Raw genomic sequence first — 19,336 nt, 5'->3', positions numbered from 1 at the left:
TAAGCGTAGGCGTGTATTCGCGTTAAGAATATAAAGAGGATTCTATACATATGTATATGATCTACTAGGGTGGTACCGCGGGAGACTTTCTCGTCCCTTTTGGGGATGAGAAGGTCTCTTTTTTATTCCGTTTTTTAAGTATTTCTTTTATACATGTAAGGAGGAATTGAGCATGGAGTACAAAAATACATTACTGATGCCAAAAACAGAGTTCCCAATGCGTGGGAATTTACCAAAACGTGAGCCTGCAATGCAAGAAAAATGGGCTGAAATGAATATTTACGAAAAAGTACAAGAACATACAAAAGGTCGTCCTTTATTTGTATTGCATGATGGACCTCCATATGCGAATGGTGACATTCATATGGGACATGCATTAAATAAAGTATTAAAAGACTTTATTGTTCGTTATAAATCAATGACTGGTTTTAGTGCGCCATATGTTCCGGGATGGGATACGCACGGTTTACCAATTGAACAAGCTTTAACAAATAAAGGTGTAAAACGTAAAGAAATGACAGTTGCTGAGTTCCGTAAGTTATGTGCAGAGTATGCATATGAACAAGTAGAACGTCAACGTGAACAATTTAAGCGTCTAGGTGTACGTGCAGATTGGGATAATCCATATATTACTTTAGAGCCAGCTTATGAAGCACAACAAATTAAAGTGTTTGGTGACATGGCGAAAAAAGGTTATATCTATAAAGGTCAAAAACCAGTTTACTGGTCTCCAACGAGTGAATCTGCTTTAGCGGAAGCTGAAATTGAATATCAAGATAAAAAATCAGCATCTATTTACGTAGCATTCCCTGTAAAAGATGGAAAGAACGTATTAGAAGGTGATGAAAAGTACATCATTTGGACAACAACACCTTGGACATTACCTGCAAACTTAGGTATTTCTGTTCATCCAGAGCTTGAATATAGCATTGTAAAAGTAAATGATGAGAAATATATCATTGCTTCTGAGCTGTTTGAGACAGTTGCAAAAACGTTAGAGTGGGAAAATGCTGAAGTTGTGAAAACAGTAAAAGGTAGCGAACTTGAGTATACAGTTGCAAAACATCCATTCTACGATCGTGATTCATTAGTTATGCTAGGAGATCACGTAACAACAGATGCAGGTACAGGTTGTGTTCATACAGCACCAGGACACGGGGAAGATGACTTCGTTGTTGGTAAAAAGTATGGATTAGAAGTACTTTGCCCAGTCGATGATAAAGGTGTATTAACAAATGAAGCACCTGGATTTGAAGGCTTATTCTATGATAAAGCTAACAAACCAATTACAGAAAAATTAGAAGAAGTAGGCGCGTTACTGAAACTAACATTCATTACACATTCATACCCACATGATTGGAGAACGAAAAAACCAATTATTTTCCGTGCGACAGCACAGTGGTTTGCATCTATCGAAGCATTCCGTAAAGAATTAATAGAAGCTGTAGCAGAAACAAAATGGGTACCAGCATGGGGAGAAACTCGTCTTCATAATATGGTTCGTGACCGTGGTGACTGGTGTATTTCTCGTCAGCGTGCATGGGGTGTGCCAATTCCGGTATTCTATGCTGAGAATGGTGATCCAATTATTACGGATGAAACAATTAACCATGTAGCAGATTTATTCCGTGAACACGGTTCTAACGTATGGTTCGAGCGTGAAGCGAAAGATCTATTACCAGAAGGATTTACACATCCAGGTAGCCCAAATGGTGAATTCCGTAAAGAAACAGACATCATGGATGTATGGTTCGATTCAGGTTCTTCCCACCAAGCGGTATTAGAAGAGCGCGAAGATTTACAGCGTCCAGCTGATTTATATTTAGAAGGATCTGACCAGTATCGTGGTTGGTTTAACTCTTCATTATCAACAGCAGTTGCTGTAACAGGTAAAGCTCCATATAAAGGCGTACTAAGCCACGGTTTCGTACTAGATGGTGAAGGACGTAAAATGAGTAAGTCGATTGGAAACATCGTCGTACCGAAGAAAATCATGGATCAATTAGGCGGAGACATTTTACGCTTATGGGTATCTTCTGTTGACTATCAATCTGACGTACGTATTTCAGATGATATTTTAAAACAAGTAGCAGAAGTGTATCGTAAAATCCGTAACACATTCCGTTTCTTATTAGGAAACTTAGACGACTTTAAGCCAAGTGAAAATGCAGTAGCTGTAGCTGAACTTCGTGAAGTAGATCGTTACATGTTAGTAAAATTAAATGACTTAATTACAAAAGTTAAAGAAGCATATGAGACATACGACTTCGCTGCTGTGTATCATGCAATTCATAACTTCTGTACAATTGATTTAAGTTCATTCTACTTAGACTTTGCAAAAGACATTTTATACATTGAAGGTGCAAACCACGAAGATCGTCGTGCAATTCAAACTGTATTATATGATGTTCTTGTTGCGTTAACGAAACTTGTAACACCAATCTTACCGCACACAGCTGATGAAGTATGGCCATATATTCCAGGCGTAACAGAAGAAAGTGTACAATTAACTGATATGCCAGAAGCTGTACAATTAGATGACGCGGAAGCGTTAAAAACAAAATGGGATGCATTTATGACATTACGTGATGACGTGTTAAAAGCACTAGAAGTAGCTCGTAATGAAAAAGTAATCGGTAAGTCACTAAATGCAAGCATTACGCTATATCCAACTGCAGAAATGAAAGCTATGTTAGAGTCTATTAGCGAAGACTTAAAGCAATTATTCATCGTTTCTGAGTATAAACTTGGTGGTATGATGGATGAAGCGCCAGCAGATGCACCGAAGTATGAACATACAGCGGTTGTTGTTGTTCAAGCAACTGGTGAAACATGTGAACGTTGTTGGGTGGTTTCAGAAACAATTGGTAAAGATGCTGAACATGAAACATTATGTGAGCGTTGTGCAACAGTTGTTAAAGAAAACTATGTAAAATAATAAAAAACTGACTGCTATTGATGCGGTCAGTTTTTTGTTGATGGTATATCAAGATCACTTTCAGACTCTTTCCTGTGAAGGAAAAATGTGTGTGAGGTAAGCAAATAAATTTCGGACACACTAACTGTACATTACAGCTAGGAGGAATGTACACGTGAATGAAATTTACATGGAAATAAAAGAAGAATTGCAATTGATGAGAAAAGAGTTGCAAGAGAGACTAGCTAAAGAAGTAATGCACAAATATGATGTCGAGTTCAGCCAAGAGCTTGGATATGAAATTAAGGAAGAGATAAAGAAAAAATTGCTATTACATGATATAAAAGAGGATTTAAAGGATGTAGAACGCGCATTATTTAAAATGGAAATAGACATGTATGGTATTTGTGAAGAGACGGGGAGATTAATTTCGACAAAGCAAATGAAGACAATGCCGACTGCCCGTACGATTCATGAATTCTTCTACGAAAAGGTAAATGTATGAATACGCACAACGATATTATATTACCTTTTTTTAATTTATTTTATTCTTCTATAAAGGTTCATTGTGAAAAGGTAGCAGCTATGCTAAAATTTTGAGGTACACTGTCTTTGTGGGGGAAATGAAAATGATATATTATGTAATAGCGTTATTCGTCATTGCTATCGATCAAATATCGAAGTGGTTAATTGTAAAGAACATGGAATTGGGTACGAGTATTCCGATTATCGACAATGTATTATACATAACATCACATCGAAATAGAGGCGCTGCTTGGGGTATTTTAGAAAATAAAATGTGGTTCTTCTACATTATTACAGTTGTTTTTGTAGTGTTTATTGTATTTTATATGAAAAAGTATGCGAAAACAGACAAGCTTCTAGGTATTTCGTTAAGCCTAATTTTGGGCGGGGCAATTGGTAACTTTATTGATCGTGTATTTAGACAAGAAGTAGTGGATTTCATTCACGTGTATATTTTCTCGTACAACTATCCAGTATTCAATATAGCTGATTCAGCATTATGTATTGGTGTTGTATTAATTATTATTCAAACATTATTAGAAGGCAAGAAAGCGAAGGAGTAATTGAATGAGTGAAGTAGTACAAGTAACAGTTGCAGCAGAGCAAAAAAACGAGCGAATTGATAAATTCGTTGCAGGGATAAATAACGAATGGTCACGTACGCAAGTGCAGCAATGGATTAAAGATGACGTTGTGACAGTAAACGGAAAAGCGGTAAAAGGGAATTATAAAGTAAAAGAAGAAGATGAAATTACAGTAACAATTCCTGAACCAGAAGAGTTAGATATTCAACCAGAGGATTTAAATTTAGAAATTTATTATGAAGATGCAGATGTGCTTGTTGTAAATAAGCCACGTGGTATGGTTGTACATCCAGCACCAGGGCATACAAGTGGTACACTTGTAAACGGCCTTATGCACCATTGTACAGACTTATCAGGCATTAACGGTGTAATGCGTCCAGGTATCGTGCATCGTATTGATAAAGATACATCTGGACTATTAATGGTTGCTAAAAATGATATGGCACATGAATCGCTTGTAAATCAGCTTGTAGCAAAAACAGTAACGAGACGTTACAAAGCGATTGTACACGGTGTGATTCCGCATGATAAGGGAACGATTGATGCTCCGATTGCTCGTGATAAGAAAGAGCGTCAAAGTATGACAGTTGATGAAAATGGTAAGAACGCTGTTACGCACTTCCAAGTGTTAGAACGCTTTAAAGACTTTACGCTTGTAGAATGTCGCTTAGAAACGGGACGTACGCACCAAATTCGTGTTCATATGAAATATATTGGCTATCCACTTGCAGGAGATCCGAAGTATGGTCCGAAGAAAACGTTAGATATGAATGGACAAGCACTTCATGCGGGTATTTTAGGCTTTGATCATCCTCGTACTGGTGAATATATTCAGTTTGAGGCACCGATTCCAGAAGTGTTTGAAGACGTATTAAATATTTTACGAAAATAGTATTGACAAATCATAAGAAAACTGAGATACTGACAACAGTTAAATAATGATCCTTTAACACAGCCCCGTGAGGTTGAGAAGGTAACGGTTTGAAATACTTAGGGTATGTTGTATGTTGTACCCTTTTTTCAAAAGTCCTCTCGCACACGCTGAGAGGACTTTTTTTATACCATTACTCTCACGCAAGAAAAAAGCTTGGAGGTGTAGAGCATGCAAGAGAAAGCTGTCGTTTTAGATGACCAAATGATTCGCCGCGCTTTAACACGAATTAGTCATGAAATCGTGGAACGAAATAAAGGTGTCGATAATTGTGTTCTTGTCGGAATTAAAACTCGTGGAATTTTTATTGCACAACGTTTGGCAGAACGAATTGGTCAAATTGAAGGAAAAGAAATGGAAGTTGGAGAGTTAGACATTACGTTATATCGTGATGATTTAACACTACAATCGAAAAATAAAGAACCACTTGTAAAAGGTTCTGATATCCCTGTAGATATTACGAAGAAGAAAGTTATCCTTGTGGATGACGTATTATATACAGGAAGAACAGTTCGAGCAGCAATGGATGCTCTTATGGATTTAGGTAGACCATCTCAAATCCAATTGGCGGTTCTTGTTGATAGAGGTCATCGCGAATTACCAATTCGCGCTGATTATGTAGGGAAGAACATTCCAACATCAAGTGAAGAGCGTATCGAAGTTGATTTGCAAGAGACAGATCAACAAGATCGAGTAAGCATATACGATAAGTAAAGCCCTTTTAAATGTAGTCCTGTGAGGCTGCCAAAGGGTCTTGGCTTTCATATGTCAAATTTGGCATACGAAAGTGTAGGACTCTTTGTGCACAGGCACAAAGAGTTTTTTTATTGCAAAGATTTAAACTGAAGGAGGATGTAACAATGGAACAAAAGCCAGTGTTAGACGTTAATGAAGTACCGAAACCGGGAAAATGGTTATTTTTAAGTATACAACATTTGTTCGCGATGTTTGGATCAACAGTGCTTGTTCCGTTTTTAACAGGATTGAATCCATCAGTAGCATTAATATCAAGTGGATTAGGAACGTTAGCGTTCCTTCTTATAACGAAAGGTCAAGTACCTGCCTATCTAGGATCATCATTCGCCTTTATCGCACCGATTATAACAGCGAAAACGGCAGGTGGACCGGGAGCAGCAATGCTTGGTGGTTTGCTAGCAGGACTTGTGTACATCTTAATCTCACTCGGAATTAAGAAATCAGGATCAGAGTGGATTATGAAATTACTACCACCAATCGTAGTTGGTCCAGTAGTAATGGTAATCGGTCTAGCTTTAGCACATACAGCAGTTAACATGGCGATGAACGGTGCGGATGGCAAATATAGCTTTACACACTTTTCAGTAGCATTAGTAACATTAGCAATTACAATTATATGCTCGATATTTGGAAGAGGATTTTTCAGTATAATACCAGTGTTACTTGGCATTATCGGCGGATATATCTTCGCTTACTTCCAAGGGCTAGTAGACTTAAAGCCGGTAGCTGAGGCAAAATGGTTTGTTGTACCAGATTTCACAGTACCATTTGTAACATATACACCAGAGTTTTCATGGAAGATTGTACTCTTGATGGTACCAGTTGCACTAGTAACAATATCAGAACATATCGGACATCAAATTGTTCTTGGAAATGTTATTAAAAGAGATTTAATTGAAAAACCAGGTTTACACCGTTCAATCTTCGGTGACGGAGTAGCAACATTAATTGCGTCACTAATCGGTGGGCCACCGAATACAACGTATGGTGAAAACATCGGTGTGCTAGCAATTACGAGAGCATACAGTGTATACTTATTCATCGGTTCAGCAGTATTCGCAATCATGTTCGGGTTTATCGGTAAGATTTCTGCACTGATTCATTCGATCCCAACACCAGTTATGGGTGGTGTATCAATCTTACTATTCGGTGTAATCGCATCAAGCGGATTACGCATGATGGTAGATGATAAAACAGATTTAAGTGACAAACGAAACTTAATGATTGCATCAGTAATATTAGTAATCGGTATTGGTGGAGCGGTACTTCACGTAGGAGAATCATTCCAAGTAGAAGGAATGGCACTAGCAGCAATTGTAGGTGTACTGTTAAATCTACTACTACCGGAAACGAAACAAATAAAACAATCTAAGCAGATTGCTTCATAATAATAACCTTTTAATTCAGTCCTGTGAGACCGGAAAGGGTGGCTTCTTTCTTGCACCCTAGTCTCACATGACTAGGGTATTTTTATGCAAAGGTTGTTATAAAAATTCAAAAGTGGTAACATAAAAATCAGAAAGATGAGGGATGACGATGAGCCATTTGTTAATGATGAGTGAATTATCGGAAGTAGAAATTTCAGAAATCCTAAAAGATGCAGAAGATTTTGCGAATGGAAAAGAGAGCAAAACGACAGAGCAAACTTTTGTTGCGAACTTGTTCTTTGAGAATAGTACGAGAACGAGATTTAGCTTTGAAGTTGCTGAGAAGAGATTAGGACTTGATGTTTTAAACTTTTCAGCTGATGCATCTAGCGTACAAAAAGGAGAAACTTTATACGATACGATAAGAACACTAGAATCAATCGGAACAAAAGCAGTGGTCATCCGCCACGAGCAAGATCGCTACTTCGATGAACTAAAAGATCAGGTGAATATTCCAATCTTAAACGCTGGAGATGGATGCGGAAACCACCCAACGCAGTGCCTACTCGATCTTCTTACAATTAAACAAGAGTTTGGAAGATTTGAAGGTTTGAAGATTGCAATAGTAGGAGATGTTCGTCATAGCCGAGTAGCACGTTCTAATGCAGAAGCATTAACGAAGCTTGGTGCAACAATTTACTTTGCAAGTCCAGAAGAGTGGAAAGATGAAGACAACACATTTGGAACATACAAACCATTAGATGAACTTGTTCCAGAAGTTGATGTAATGATGTTACTCCGTGTACAACATGAGCGTCATGATCATTATGAAACAGACATTATGAAAGAATATCATGAGAAACACGGATTAACAGTAGAAAGAGAAAAGCGTATGAAAGAAGGAAGCATTATTATGCATCCAGCTCCTGTAAACCGTGATGTTGAAATTGCAAGTGAACTTGTTGAGTGTGAGCGTTCACGCATATTTAAACAAATGGAAAATGGAGTTTACGTAAGAATGGCTGTACTAAAACGCGCCTTACCAAATGTATTAGGAGGAATGAAACATGAATTATTTGTTTAAAAATGGTCGTTATATGAATGAAGAAGGAAAAATCGTAGCAACGGATCTTCTCGTACAAGACGGTAAAATCGCTAAGGTAGCAGAAAATATTACGGCAGATAATGCTGAAGTAATCGATGTGAACGGAAAGTTAATCGCACCTGGATTAGTAGATGTACACGTACATCTTCGTGAACCAGGTGGTGAACATAAAGAAACAATTGAAACAGGTACACTAGCAGCGGCAAAAGGTGGATTCACTACAATTTGCGCAATGCCAAATACACGCCCGGTACCAGATTGCAGAGAACATATGGAAGACTTGCAAAAACGTATTGAAGAAAAAGCTCATGTTAACGTACTACCATACGGAGCAATTACAGTACGTCAAGCTGGTTCTGAAATGACAGATTTCGAAACATTAAAAGAACTTGGAGCATTTGCTTTCACAGATGACGGCGTAGGCGTACAAGATGCGAGCATGATGTTAGCGGCTATGAAACGTGCAGCAAAATTAGATATGGCAGTAGTTGCGCACTGTGAAGAGAATACGCTTATTAATAAAGGTTGTGTACATGAAGGGAAGTTTTCTGAGAAACACGGATTAAACGGTATCCCATCAGTATGTGAATCTGTACATATTGCAAGGGATATACTGCTTGCTGAAGCAGCAGATTGCCACTATCACGTATGTCATGTAAGTACGAAAGGTTCGGTACGTGTAATCCGTGATGCGAAACGCGCTGGAATTAAAGTAACAGCAGAAGTAACACCGCATCACCTAGTGTTATGTGAAGATGATATCCCATCAGCTGATCCTAACTTTAAAATGAACCCACCGCTTCGTGGAAAAGAAGACCATGCAGCATTAATTGAAGGTTTATTAGATGGAACGATCGATATGATTGCAACTGACCATGCACCGCATACAGCGGAAGAGAAAGCACAAGGAATTGAAAGAGCACCGTTTGGAATTACTGGTTTTGAAACAGCATTCCCGCTTCTATACACAAACCTTGTGAAAAAGGGAGTTATTACGCTAGAACAGTTAATTCAATTCTTAACAGAAAAGCCAGCTGATACATTCGGCTTAGAAGCAGGTCGCCTAAAAGAAGGTAGAGCAGCTGATATTACAATCATTGATTTAGAACAAGAAGAAGAGATTGACCCAACAACATTCTTATCAAAAGGAAAAAATACACCATTCGCAGGTTGGAAATGCCAAGGATGGCCGGTAATGACAATCGTTGGTGGTAAGATCGCATGGCAAAAGGAGAGTGCATTAGTATGAAAAGACAACTTATCTTAGAAGATGGAACAGTATTAATTGGAACAGGTTTCGGAGGCGAAATCGAAAAGTCAGGTGAGGTTGTATTTACAACAGGAATGACTGGATATCAAGAAACATTATCTGATCCATCATATTGCGGTCAAATCGTAACATTCACGTACCCATTAATCGGAAACTACGGCATTAACCGTGACGATTTTGAATCCATTCACCCATCTGTAAATGGTTTAATCGTAAACGAAATTTGTGATCATCCATCAAACTTCCGTAATGAAATTTCGTTAAATGATTACTTGAAAGAAAGAAATATCCCAGGATTAGCAGGGATTGATACGAGAAAATTAACGAGAAAAATTCGTCAATACGGTACATTACGCGGACGCCTTTGTAATATGGATGCAGATGTAGAGTACATTGTAAGTCAATTAAAAGCGACAGTATTTACAGATCATGTAAAACGCGTATCAACGAAAGATCCATACCCAAGCCCAGGTCGTGGTCACCGAGTTGTACTAGTAGACTTCGGTATGAAACATGGTATTTTACGAGAATTAAATAAGCGTGACTGTGATGTAATTGTAGTTCCTTACAACACAACAGCAGAAGAAATTTTACGCCTTAGCCCAGATGGAATTATGTTAAGTAATGGACCTGGAGATCCGAAAGATGTATCAGAAGCAATTGAAATGTTAAAAGACATTATCGGTAAAGTTCCTTTATTCGGAATTTGCCTAGGACATCAATTGTTCGCTCTAGCATCAGGTGCAAATACAAGTAAGTTGAAATTTGGTCACCGTGGTTTAAACCATCCAGTAAAAAATCTTGCAACTGGAAAAGTAGCAATTACATCTCAAAACCACGGATACGCAGTAGAAGAAGAATCAGTTGAAAATACAGATCTTGAAATTACACATGTTGCTTTAAACGATGGAACGGTAGAAGGTCTTCGTCATAAGAAGTTCCCAGCATTTACAGTACAATACCATCCAGAAGCTTCAGCGGGACCAGAAGATGCAAATGATTTATTCGAAGATTTCTTAACAATGATTGAAAACTTCAAGAAAGAAGGGGAAGAGTTATGCCAAAACGCCTAGACATTAACACAATTTTAGTAATCGGATCAGGACCAATTGTAATTGGGCAAGCAGCGGAGTTTGACTACTCTGGTACACAAGCTTGTCAATCTCTTAAAGAGGAAGGTTACAAAGTAATCCTTGTTAACTCTAACCCAGCAACAATTATGACGGATACTGCAACAGCAGATAAAGTATACATCGAGCCATTAACATTAGAATTCGTAAGCCGTATTATTCGTAAAGAACGTCCTGATGCAATCCTACCAACATTAGGTGGTCAAACAGGTTTAAACATGGCTGTTGAACTTGCAAAATCAGGCGTACTTGACGAGTGCGGAGTTGAAATTTTAGGAACAAAATTATCAGCAATCGAGCAAGCGGAAGATCGTGATTTATTCCGTACATTAATGCAAGATTTAAATGAACCAACACCACCAAGTGAAATTATTCATAACCTTGATGAAGCATATGGATTTGTAAATGAAATTGGTTATCCAGTAATCGTTCGACCAGCGTTCACATTAGGAGGAACGGGCGGCGGAATTTGCCATAACGAAGAAGAGCTAATTGAAATCGTAACAAGTGGTTTAAAACATAGTCCAGTAACACAATGTTTATTAGAGAAAAGTATTGCTGGCTGTAAGGAAATTGAATATGAAGTAATGCGTGATTCAAATGATAACGCGATTGTAGTATGTAACATGGAAAACATCGATCCAGTTGGTGTTCACACAGGTGATTCGATTGTAGTAGCACCGAGCCAAACGCTAAGCGACCGTGAATATCAAATGTTACGTAACACTTCATTACGAATTATTCGTGCACTAGGAATTGAAGGTGGATGTAACGTTCAGCTTGCGCTTGATCCATATAGCTTCCAATACTATGTAATCGAAGTAAATCCACGTGTAAGTCGTTCATCTGCACTAGCATCTAAAGCAACTGGATATCCAATTGCGAAATTAGCAGCAAAAATTGCAGTCGGCTTAACGTTAGATGAAATTGTAAACCCAGTAACACAAAAAACTTACGCTTGCTTCGAGCCAGCGTTAGACTATGTTGTTTCAAAAATTCCACGTTGGCCGTTTGATAAGTTTGAATCAGCGAACAGAACGCTTGGAACACAAATGAAAGCAACTGGTGAAGTTATGTCAATCGGACGTAACTTAGAAGAATCATTACTAAAAGCAGTTCGTTCTTTAGAGCTTGGCATTTATCACTTAGAATTAGACCACTTAAAAGAACTTGATAAAGAAACGATGAAAAAACGTATCATTAAAGCGGATGATGAACGACTGTTTATTGTAGCAGAAGCAATTCGCCAAGGTGTAACGAAAGAAGAAATCAATGAATGGTGTGAAATGGACTTCTTCTTCTTACAAAAAGTTGAAAACATCGTAAATATGGAACGTGAAGTAAAAGCGAATGTAGGAAATATAGAAGTACTACAAACTGCAAAAGAAATGGGCTTCAGCGATCACTACATTGCAGCAGCTTGGAACAAAACGGAGCGCGAAATTTACGATATGCGTAAAGAAAATAATATGATGCCAGTATTCAAAATGGTAGATACTTGTGCGGCAGAGTTTGAATCTGCAACGCCATATTACTACAGCACATATGCGGACGAAAATGAATCGATTGTAACAGATCGTAAGAGTGTAGTAGTTCTAGGATCTGGTCCGATCCGAATTGGTCAAGGTGTTGAGTTTGATTACGCAACAGTTCACTCAGTATGGGCAATTAAAGAAGCTGGATATGAAGCAATTATCATTAACAACAACCCAGAAACAGTTTCAACAGACTTCAGTATTTCTGACAAATTATACTTTGAACCATTAACGATTGAAGATGTAATGCACATTATCGATTTAGAAAAACCAGAAGGTGTTATCGTTCAGTTCGGTGGACAAACGGCAATTAACTTAGCAGCGAAACTAGAAGAACACGGTGTGAAAATTTTAGGAACATCACTTGAAGACTTAGACCGTGCAGAAGATCGTGATAAATTCGAAGCTGCTTTAACAAAACTTGGCATCCCGCAACCAGTTGGTAAAACAGCAACGACTGTAGAACAAGCGGTAGCAATCGCAGAAGAAATTGGTTACCCAGTATTAGTAAGACCATCTTACGTACTAGGTGGACGTGCAATGGAAATCGTATATCGTCAAGAAGAACTGCTGCACTACATGAAAAATGCAGTTAAAGTTCATGCAGATCACCCAGTATTAATCGACCGTTACATGGTTGGTAAAGAAATTGAAGTAGATGCAATTTCGGATGGTGAGAATGTATTCATTCCAGGTATTATGGAACATATTGAACGCGCTGGAGTTCACTCTGGTGACTCAATTGGAGTATATCCACCACAAAGTTTATCTGAAAAACTAAAAGAACAAATCATTGAACATACAATTGCACTTGGAAAAGGATTAAACATTGTTGGATTACTAAATATCCAGTTTGTAGTATTCAAAGATCAAGTGTACGTAATTGAAGTAAATCCACGTGCAAGCCGTACAGTACCGTTCTTAAGTAAAATTACAGGCGTACCGATGGCGAATGTTGCAACGAAAGTTATTTTAGGGCAAGACCTAGTAGAGCAAGGATACGGAACTGGCTATCACCCAGAAGAGAAAGAAGTATATGTAAAAGCTCCGGTATTCTCATTCGCGAAACTACGCTCAGTTGATACAACATTAGGACCTGAAATGAAATCAACAGGGGAAGTAATGGGTAAAGACTTAACGCTTGAAAAAGCATTATATAAAGGATTAGTTGCTTCTGGAATTAACATCCCAACGCACGGCTCAGTAATCATTACTGTAGCTGATAAAGATAAAGAAGAAGCAATGGAAATTGCAAAACGTTTCCACGAAATCGGCTATAACTTATTAGCAACAGCTGGAACAGCACAATCATTAGAAGAGCAAAATATCCCAGTACAAGTTGTAAACAAAATTGATTCTGAAGACTACAACTTACTAGATATTATCCGTCAAGGAAAAGCACAGTTTGTAATTAACACATTAACAAAAGGTAAACAACCAGCGCGTGATGGTTTCCGCATTCGCCGTGAATCAGTAGAAAATGGTGTGGCTTGCTTAACATCACTTGATACAACGAGAGCAATCTTACGAGTATTAGAATCTATGACATTCTCAGCTCATTCAATGAAAGAAATTACGCAAACAAAGCGTCACGAGGTGGTACATGCATGATGCAAAAGCAAAATATGATCGTCGTTAATCAAAAAGAAATCGCAAAAAATATTTACGAATTAGTGCTTCAAGGAACGTTAGTACAGCAAATGAACGAACCAGGGCAGTTTGTACACATTAAGGTAGCAGAGGGCATTGCGCCCCTTCTGCGCCGCCCAATTAGTATTTGTAATGTAGATCAAGAGAAGAACGAATTTACAATGCTATATCGTGCCGAAGGACAAGGGACAAAAACATTAGCAACTAGAAAACAAGGTGAAATGGTAGATGTACTAGGACCATTAGGACACGGTTTTCCTGTAGAAGAAGCAGAAGCTGGTCAAACAGCTTTACTAGTAGGCGGGGGAATTGGTGTACCACCACTTTATGAATTATCACAGCGCCTCGTTGCAAAAGGTGTACGTGTTATTCACATCTTAGGCTTTCAAACGAAAGATGTAGTTTTCTATGAAGAAAAATTTGCAGAACTTGGTGATACGTACGTTGCAACAGTAGACGGTACACACGGTACAAAAGGATTTGTCACAGATGTAATTGATAATTACGGAATTGACTTTGATATTCTTTATTCATGTGGTCCGTTAGCGATGCTTCGTGCATTAGAAGGACGTTACAAAGAGAAAAAAGCCTATATTTCATTAGAAGAACGTATGGGCTGTGGTATTGGAGCTTGTTTCGCATGTGTATGCCACTTACAAGAAGATCCAAGTGGACATTCTTACAAGAAGGTGTGTAGCGACGGACCAGTATTTCCAATCGGGGAGGTTGTACTATGAACAGATTGCAAGTTGAATTACCAGGATTATCATTAAAAAATCCAATTATACCGGCATCTGGATGCTTTGGGTTTGGTCGTGAATATGCACAGTTTTACGATTTAAGTGTATTAGGATCAATCATGATTAAAGCGACGACAGAACAACCACGTTATGGAAATCCGACGCCTCGTGTTGCTGAAACACCAGGCGGCATGCTAAATGCAATCGGACTTCAAAACCCGGGATTAGACAAAGTAATGAATTCGGAATTACCATGGTTAGAACAATTTGACCTTCCAATTATTGCAAACGTTGCAGGCTCACAAGCTGAGGATTACGTAGCGGTTGCGAAGGAAATTTCTAAAGCGCCTAATGTCCATGCACTAGAATTAAATATTTCTTGTCCGAACGTAAAAACAGGTGGTATCGCCTTTGGTACAAATCCTGAAATTGCTGCTGATTTAACGAAGCGAGTAAAAGAGGTTTCTGAAGTACCTGTATACGTGAAGTTGTCACCGAACGTGGCAAACATTGTGGAAATTGCAAAAGCGATTGAAAATGCAGGTGCAGATGGTTTAACGATGATTAATACATTGCTTGGTATGCGTCTAGATTTAAAAACAGCTAAACCAATTTTAGCAAACCGTACAGGTGGATTATCAGGTCCTGCGATTAAGCCAGTAGCAATTCGTATGGTACATGAAGTAAGCCAAGCGGTAAACATTCCGATTATCGGAATGGGTGGTATTGAGACAGCGGAAGATGTAATTGAATTCTTCTATGCTGGCGCAAGCGCAGTTGCAGTAGGTACAGCGAACTTTATTGATCCGTTCGTATGTCCGACAATTATTGAAGAGTTACCAGCATTACTAGATGAATTAGGATTTGATCACATTTCGGAATGTCAAGGAAGGAGCTGGAAGCAAACATGTCACAGTCGTTAATCGTTGCATTAGATTTTCCAGGGAAACAAGATGTAGAACAATTTTTGCGCCACTTTGAAGGGGAAGAGTTATTTGTCAAAGTTGGTATGGAGTTATTTTACAAAGAAGGCCCTGCGATTATTACGTACTTAAAAGAAAAAGGACATAAGATTTTTCTAGATTTAAAACTTCATGATATTCCGAATACAGTAAAAAGCGCTATGCGTAGCCTAGCTAGTCTAGATGTTGATATGGTAAATGTTCATGCCGCAGGGGGAAGCAGTATGATGAAAGCTGCGATTGAGGGATTAGAGGAAGGTAAGCAAGAAGGAAAAGAGAGACCGATTTGTATTGCAGTTACACAACTAACAAGCACTTCGGAAGCTATGATGAAAAAAGAGATCGGCATTGAGAAAACGTTAGAAGAAGCGGTTGCTCATTATGCAAAACTAACGAAAGAAAGTGGACTTGATGGCGTTGTTTGTTCAACACTTGAAGTTCCAAAATTACGTGAAGTATGCGGAAATGAATTTGTAACAGTAACACCGGGGATTCGTCTTGCAAGCGATGATGTAAATGACCAGGTGCGCGTAGCAACACCGAAACGTGCGAGGGAACTTGGCTCAAGCTACATCGTAGTTGGACGTAGTATTACAAAAGCAGAAAATCCGCTTGAAGCGTATAAAACAGTAAAACAACAGTGGGAAGGTGTAACAGTATGAAAAAAGAAATCGCATCGCATTTATTAGAAATTGGAGCAGTATTTTTACAACCGAACGATCCATTCACATGGTCTTCAGGTATGAAATCACCAATTTATTGTGATAACCGTTTAACTTTATCTTATCCAAAAGTACGTCAAGCGATTGCAGCTGGATTAGAAGAGTTGATTAAAGAGCACTTCCCAACTGTAGAAGTTATTGCAGGAACAGCAACTGCTGGTATTGCGCACGCTGCATGGGTAAGCGATCGTATGGATTTACCAATGTGCTACGTACGTAGTAAAGCAAAAGGTCACGGTAAAGGGAACCAAATCGAAGGAAAAGCTGAAAAAGGTCAAAAAGTAGTAGTAGTAGAGGACCTAATTTCAACTGGCGGTAGTGCAATTACATGTGTAGAAGCACTTCGCGAAGCTGGCTGTGAAGTATTAGGGATCGTATCAATCTTCACATACGAGCTAGAAGCAGGAAAAGAAAAGTTAGAAGCAGCGAACGTAGCATCATATTCTTTAAGTGATTACAGTGCATTAACTGAAGTTGCAGCAGAAAAAGGTATGATTGGACAAGCTGAAACGAAGAAATTACAAGAGTGGCGTAAAAATCCAGCTAACGAAGCTTGGATCACAGCGTAACACGAAAAAAGACGACCGCGGGGGAACGCGGTCGTTTTTTTATATCATTGTTATAATTTCATGTAACGAACAGATAGTAGGAATATCGTACTTGATTTGTGAGTTATCCCGATTCAACCATATCCCTTGCATCCCAGCTGCTGTACTACTAATCGCATCAGTCTCTAATCGATCGCCAATATAATAGCAATCTTTCATTTCAAGATTCGATTGTAATACACTTCTGTGAAAAATTTCAGGATCTGGTTTCGATATCCCAAGTTCACTAGAAGTAAATATATATTTGAAATATTGTAGAATGTTTAGAGTAGTTAACTTTTCGACTTGTTGCTCATATTCACCATTACTAATGATACCTAATGAGTACCCTTTTTCCTGCAAGGTCTGTAATGTATAGTTTACATCTTCAAATGCGGTCCAGTTGTTCTTATATAGTTCTATATATTGATTGAATTTATGCTGAGATTCCTCGGGGGATAAGTTTACTCCATATGCTTTAAATAAATGATACATTCGCATCCTTTGTTGTTCCTGAAAAGATAATTCTTTGGACAAAAATTTGTTGAAATATTCTTCTGATAATTCATGCCAGACTTTCGTTGCCTCTAATTCATTGCCTGAAAAAATAGTATTATATATTTGAAAAAAATCTATAATACCATTTCTTTCTGCAGCCTCATAATCAAGTAAAGTTCCATCAATATCAAAGAAAATCATATTACAATCTCCTTAACTACTTAGCGCTTTCTGCAAGCTCATATCCTCTTACAAACAATAAAGTCATATAAGAAACAATAAATGAGAAGATGCTGTACATGCCAACCCAAAAGAAAAATTTTGGAGTAAAGGCGATAACACCTATTATTAAAAAACTAGCAAACGTTACAATCGGCATTACGTAATACGTTTTCGTCTTGCGCGTTCCAATAACAGAAACGATAAAGATAAGTAATGGACAAATTAATAAGACGAAAATCAATTCATTCATAGGTATGTCCCCTTTTCTAATTGCAGTAATCTGTTTCTCGTAAACGTTTTGAAATAATTACTCTCCTAATATAATTTCGCTAAGTAATAACGAATCCCTCTTGAAAACTGATAATTCATGATGAATTTTACAAGCAAAAAACGTAAGCAAGAGAACACTTGCTTACGTTATAGAATAAACATCGCAACGATCGTGGTGACAATTAAACCGATAACAACCGGTAAAAAGTTTCGGCGTGCAAGTTCAAATGGATCGACTTTACAAATCGCAGCAGCAGGAATAAGTGCCCAAGGAATTAACGTCCCGCCCCCGGTCCATATAGCTGCAATTTGCCCGAGTGCTGTTAATGTAGCTGTTCCATGGCCAAGTGCTGTTCCAAAAAGATTGGCAATGGAACCAGCAAGTGATATACCTGAAAAACCTGATCCATCTAAGCCGGTAATGACACCAACGATGGTTAATGTCCCTGCCGATACATATTGATTTAAAGGAACAGTTTGAGATAAAGCGATGCCTAAGTCGTTAATGATTCCGTGTGAACCTTTCGGTAAATAGTCCCCGATAATTTTTACAAATCCACTATCTCCTAAATAAAAGAGTGCAGCGATAGGAATAACTGGTCCGAAAATTTTAAAGCCAAATTGGAGCCCTTCTATGAAATAATCGGTCGTTTTATTCAGTCCATTTCCTTTGTAGGCGATGAGGGAAATGATGATAATCATAATAACAGTCGTTCCGCCGATAAGTGCAGTTGCGTCGCTTCCTTGTAATTTAAATTGAATCATGCAAAGGATATCAATGATATATATGATAGGGATACAAATAGCGAGCCATTTTTTTATGCGAGAAGATAATGAAGTGAGCGTTTTAGAAGACTCAGTTGATGGAATAGCTTCTTGTATAGATAAGCCTGTATGAAACTCTTTTCGTAAGAAGAAAAAAGCGACAGAAGTTGTCACAATGCCCATAACGATAACGAGTGGAACACTTGCAGATACGATGCTGGAAACAGGGAGACCAGCCGCGTCTGCAGTTAATTTCGGTGCACCTTGAATAACGAAGTCTCCAGATAAGGCGATGCCGTGTCCAAATAAGTTCATAGCAATTGCAACCCCAATTGGAGGAAGGCCGACACGTACAGCAACCGGTAATAAAATAGCTCCCATTAAGGCGACAGCTGGAGAAGGCCAAAAGAAGAAAGAAATGGTCATCATTAAAAGGCCGATAATCCAGTAGGCGAGTGTAGGTGTACGAATCATTTTTGTAAATGGTGAAATCATCGTATCATTTATGCCAGTATGAACGAGTAAATTGCTCATTGATACGATAATGGAGATGATTAATATAGTTGGTAATAGCTCAGTAATGGCGTAAATGAAACTTTGAAAAATTCCGCTAATGGCAAGAGGGATAGAACTTGTTGCAGTTAATGCTAATAAAAAGATAAAAACGATACAAATGATAGTCGTATCTTTTCGGAGAATAAAAAAGGTAATAATAGTGAGTAAACAAATAATGTAGAGAGCGTGTAATAGCGTTAATTCAACTCCCATAACATTCACATCCTTTAGGCATTCGTGTAGTG

General features: G+C 38.3%; 17 protein-coding genes and 1 other annotated feature (1 of these 18 only partly in view). Of the genes, 14 read left to right on the top strand and 3 right to left on the bottom strand.

The window, feature by feature from the left end; genetic code table 11:
• Positions 1 to 101: a binding site (T-box leader), on the top strand; it begins 123 nt to the left of the window's first position.
• Between the two features lie 71 nt (positions 102 to 172).
• The 14 genes from ileS2 (at position 173) to pyrE (ending at position 16,763) form a co-directional block, all read left to right on the top strand.
• Positions 173 to 2,938 carry an isoleucine--tRNA ligase gene (gene ileS2, locus DN407_RS19225; protein ID WP_000455952.1) on the top strand — a complete coding sequence of 922 codons (2,766 nt, stop codon included), beginning with the start codon at positions 173 to 175 and terminating at the stop codon, positions 2,936 to 2,938.
• A 154-nt stretch (positions 2,939 to 3,092) separates the two neighbouring features.
• Positions 3,093 to 3,422, top strand: a complete 330-nt coding sequence (locus tag DN407_RS19220) for a TraR/DksA C4-type zinc finger protein (protein WP_001002956.1) — start codon at positions 3,093 to 3,095, stop codon at positions 3,420 to 3,422.
• Positions 3,423 to 3,546: 124 nt separating this feature from the next.
• Complete coding sequence (gene lspA, locus DN407_RS19215; protein WP_000642184.1) at positions 3,547 to 4,005, top strand: lipoprotein signal peptidase LspA; 459 nt, start codon at positions 3,547 to 3,549, stop codon at positions 4,003 to 4,005.
• Positions 4,006 to 4,009: 4 nt separating this feature from the next.
• A complete protein-coding gene (locus DN407_RS19210; protein WP_000005830.1) occupies positions 4,010 to 4,918 on the top strand; it encodes an RluA family pseudouridine synthase in 909 nt (302 codons plus the stop codon).
• 210 nt (positions 4,919 to 5,128) lie between these two features.
• Positions 5,129 to 5,671, top strand: a complete 543-nt coding sequence (gene pyrR, locus DN407_RS19205; RefSeq protein ID WP_001156491.1) for a bifunctional pyrimidine operon transcriptional regulator/uracil phosphoribosyltransferase — start codon at positions 5,129 to 5,131, stop codon at positions 5,669 to 5,671.
• Positions 5,672 to 5,817: 146 nt separating this feature from the next.
• Positions 5,818 to 7,101: a uracil permease gene (uraA, locus tag DN407_RS19200; protein WP_000435928.1), complete on the top strand. Its 1,284-nt coding sequence runs from the start codon at positions 5,818 to 5,820 to the stop codon at positions 7,099 to 7,101.
• Positions 7,102 to 7,249: 148 nt separating this feature from the next.
• Positions 7,250 to 8,164: an aspartate carbamoyltransferase gene (pyrB, locus tag DN407_RS19195; protein WP_149216597.1), complete on the top strand. Its 915-nt coding sequence runs from the start codon at positions 7,250 to 7,252 to the stop codon at positions 8,162 to 8,164.
• Entirely contained in the window at positions 8,148 to 9,434 is a 1,287-nt protein-coding gene (gene pyrC, locus DN407_RS19190) for a dihydroorotase (protein ID WP_001108367.1), read from the top strand. The genes pyrB and pyrC overlap by 17 nt, the downstream gene beginning before the upstream one ends.
• Positions 9,431 to 10,528 carry a carbamoyl phosphate synthase small subunit gene (locus tag DN407_RS19185; protein WP_000828684.1) on the top strand — a complete coding sequence of 366 codons (1,098 nt, stop codon included), beginning with the start codon at positions 9,431 to 9,433 and terminating at the stop codon, positions 10,526 to 10,528. Before pyrC ends, DN407_RS19185 begins: the two co-directional genes overlap by 4 nt.
• Positions 10,513 to 13,731, top strand: a complete 3,219-nt coding sequence (carB, locus tag DN407_RS19180; RefSeq protein WP_001126097.1) for a carbamoyl-phosphate synthase large subunit — start codon at positions 10,513 to 10,515, stop codon at positions 13,729 to 13,731. The genes DN407_RS19185 and carB overlap by 16 nt, the downstream gene beginning before the upstream one ends.
• Positions 13,728 to 14,507 (top strand): dihydroorotate oxidase B electron transfer subunit, encoded by a 780-nt coding sequence (gene pyrK / locus DN407_RS19175; RefSeq protein ID WP_000983359.1) that lies wholly within the window; start codon positions 13,728 to 13,730, stop codon positions 14,505 to 14,507. The genes carB and pyrK overlap by 4 nt, the downstream gene beginning before the upstream one ends.
• Positions 14,504 to 15,433 carry a dihydroorotate oxidase B catalytic subunit gene (gene pyrD / locus DN407_RS19170; protein WP_001081049.1) on the top strand — a complete coding sequence of 310 codons (930 nt, stop codon included), beginning with the start codon at positions 14,504 to 14,506 and terminating at the stop codon, positions 15,431 to 15,433. Before pyrK ends, pyrD begins: the two co-directional genes overlap by 4 nt.
• Positions 15,418 to 16,134: an orotidine-5'-phosphate decarboxylase gene (pyrF, locus tag DN407_RS19165; RefSeq protein WP_000083496.1), complete on the top strand. Its 717-nt coding sequence runs from the start codon at positions 15,418 to 15,420 to the stop codon at positions 16,132 to 16,134. The genes pyrD and pyrF overlap by 16 nt, the downstream gene beginning before the upstream one ends.
• Entirely contained in the window at positions 16,131 to 16,763 is a 633-nt protein-coding gene (gene pyrE, locus DN407_RS19160) for an orotate phosphoribosyltransferase (RefSeq protein ID WP_000711449.1), read from the top strand. The genes pyrF and pyrE overlap by 4 nt, the downstream gene beginning before the upstream one ends.
• Positions 16,764 to 16,802: 39 nt before the next feature.
• Here the strand turns inward: pyrE and DN407_RS19155 are convergent, their stop codons facing one another.
• From DN407_RS19155 to DN407_RS19145, 3 genes are all read right to left on the bottom strand, one after another.
• Positions 16,803 to 17,480, bottom strand: a complete 678-nt coding sequence (locus DN407_RS19155; protein ID WP_000575795.1) for an HAD family hydrolase — start codon at positions 17,478 to 17,480, stop codon at positions 16,803 to 16,805.
• A 16-nt stretch (positions 17,481 to 17,496) separates the two neighbouring features.
• Positions 17,497 to 17,751, bottom strand: a complete 255-nt coding sequence (locus DN407_RS19150; RefSeq protein WP_001003933.1) for a YbeF family protein — start codon at positions 17,749 to 17,751, stop codon at positions 17,497 to 17,499.
• A 167-nt stretch (positions 17,752 to 17,918) separates the two neighbouring features.
• A complete protein-coding gene (locus DN407_RS19145) occupies positions 17,919 to 19,304 on the bottom strand; it encodes a hypothetical protein (RefSeq protein WP_000537865.1) in 1,386 nt (461 codons plus the stop codon).
• Between the last annotated feature and the right edge of the window lie 32 nt (positions 19,305 to 19,336).

Origin of the sequence: Bacillus sp. JAS24-2 (genome assembly GCF_008274905.1) — a bacterium.
In the GTDB taxonomy this organism is placed as follows: domain Bacteria; phylum Bacillota; class Bacilli; order Bacillales; family Bacillaceae_G; genus Bacillus_A; species Bacillus_A cereus.
This window is presented reverse-complemented; position numbering and strand designations above follow the sequence as displayed.

Coding starts and splice junctions, on each gene's coding strand:
- ileS2 (WP_000455952.1), top strand. CDS start 173: ATGGAGTACAAAAATACATTACTGATGCCAAAAACAGAGTTCCCAATG.
- lspA (WP_000642184.1), top strand. CDS start 3,547: ATGATATATTATGTAATAGCGTTATTCGTCATTGCTATCGATCAAATA.
- DN407_RS19210 (WP_000005830.1), top strand. CDS start 4,010: ATGAGTGAAGTAGTACAAGTAACAGTTGCAGCAGAGCAAAAAAACGAG.
- pyrR (WP_001156491.1), top strand. CDS start 5,129: ATGCAAGAGAAAGCTGTCGTTTTAGATGACCAAATGATTCGCCGCGCT.
- uraA (WP_000435928.1), top strand. CDS start 5,818: ATGGAACAAAAGCCAGTGTTAGACGTTAATGAAGTACCGAAACCGGGA.
- pyrB (WP_149216597.1), top strand. CDS start 7,250: ATGAGCCATTTGTTAATGATGAGTGAATTATCGGAAGTAGAAATTTCA.
- pyrC (WP_001108367.1), top strand. CDS start 8,148: ATGAATTATTTGTTTAAAAATGGTCGTTATATGAATGAAGAAGGAAAA.
- DN407_RS19185 (WP_000828684.1), top strand. CDS start 9,431: ATGAAAAGACAACTTATCTTAGAAGATGGAACAGTATTAATTGGAACA.
- carB (WP_001126097.1), top strand. CDS start 10,513: ATGCCAAAACGCCTAGACATTAACACAATTTTAGTAATCGGATCAGGA.
- pyrK (WP_000983359.1), top strand. CDS start 13,728: ATGATGCAAAAGCAAAATATGATCGTCGTTAATCAAAAAGAAATCGCA.
- pyrD (WP_001081049.1), top strand. CDS start 14,504: ATGAACAGATTGCAAGTTGAATTACCAGGATTATCATTAAAAAATCCA.
- pyrF (WP_000083496.1), top strand. CDS start 15,418: ATGTCACAGTCGTTAATCGTTGCATTAGATTTTCCAGGGAAACAAGAT.
- pyrE (WP_000711449.1), top strand. CDS start 16,131: ATGAAAAAAGAAATCGCATCGCATTTATTAGAAATTGGAGCAGTATTT.
- DN407_RS19155 (WP_000575795.1), bottom strand. CDS start 17,480: ATGATTTTCTTTGATATTGATGGAACTTTACTTGATTATGAGGCTGCA.
- DN407_RS19150 (WP_001003933.1), bottom strand. CDS start 17,751: ATGAATGAATTGATTTTCGTCTTATTAATTTGTCCATTACTTATCTTT.
- DN407_RS19145 (WP_000537865.1), bottom strand. CDS start 19,304: ATGGGAGTTGAATTAACGCTATTACACGCTCTCTACATTATTTGTTTA.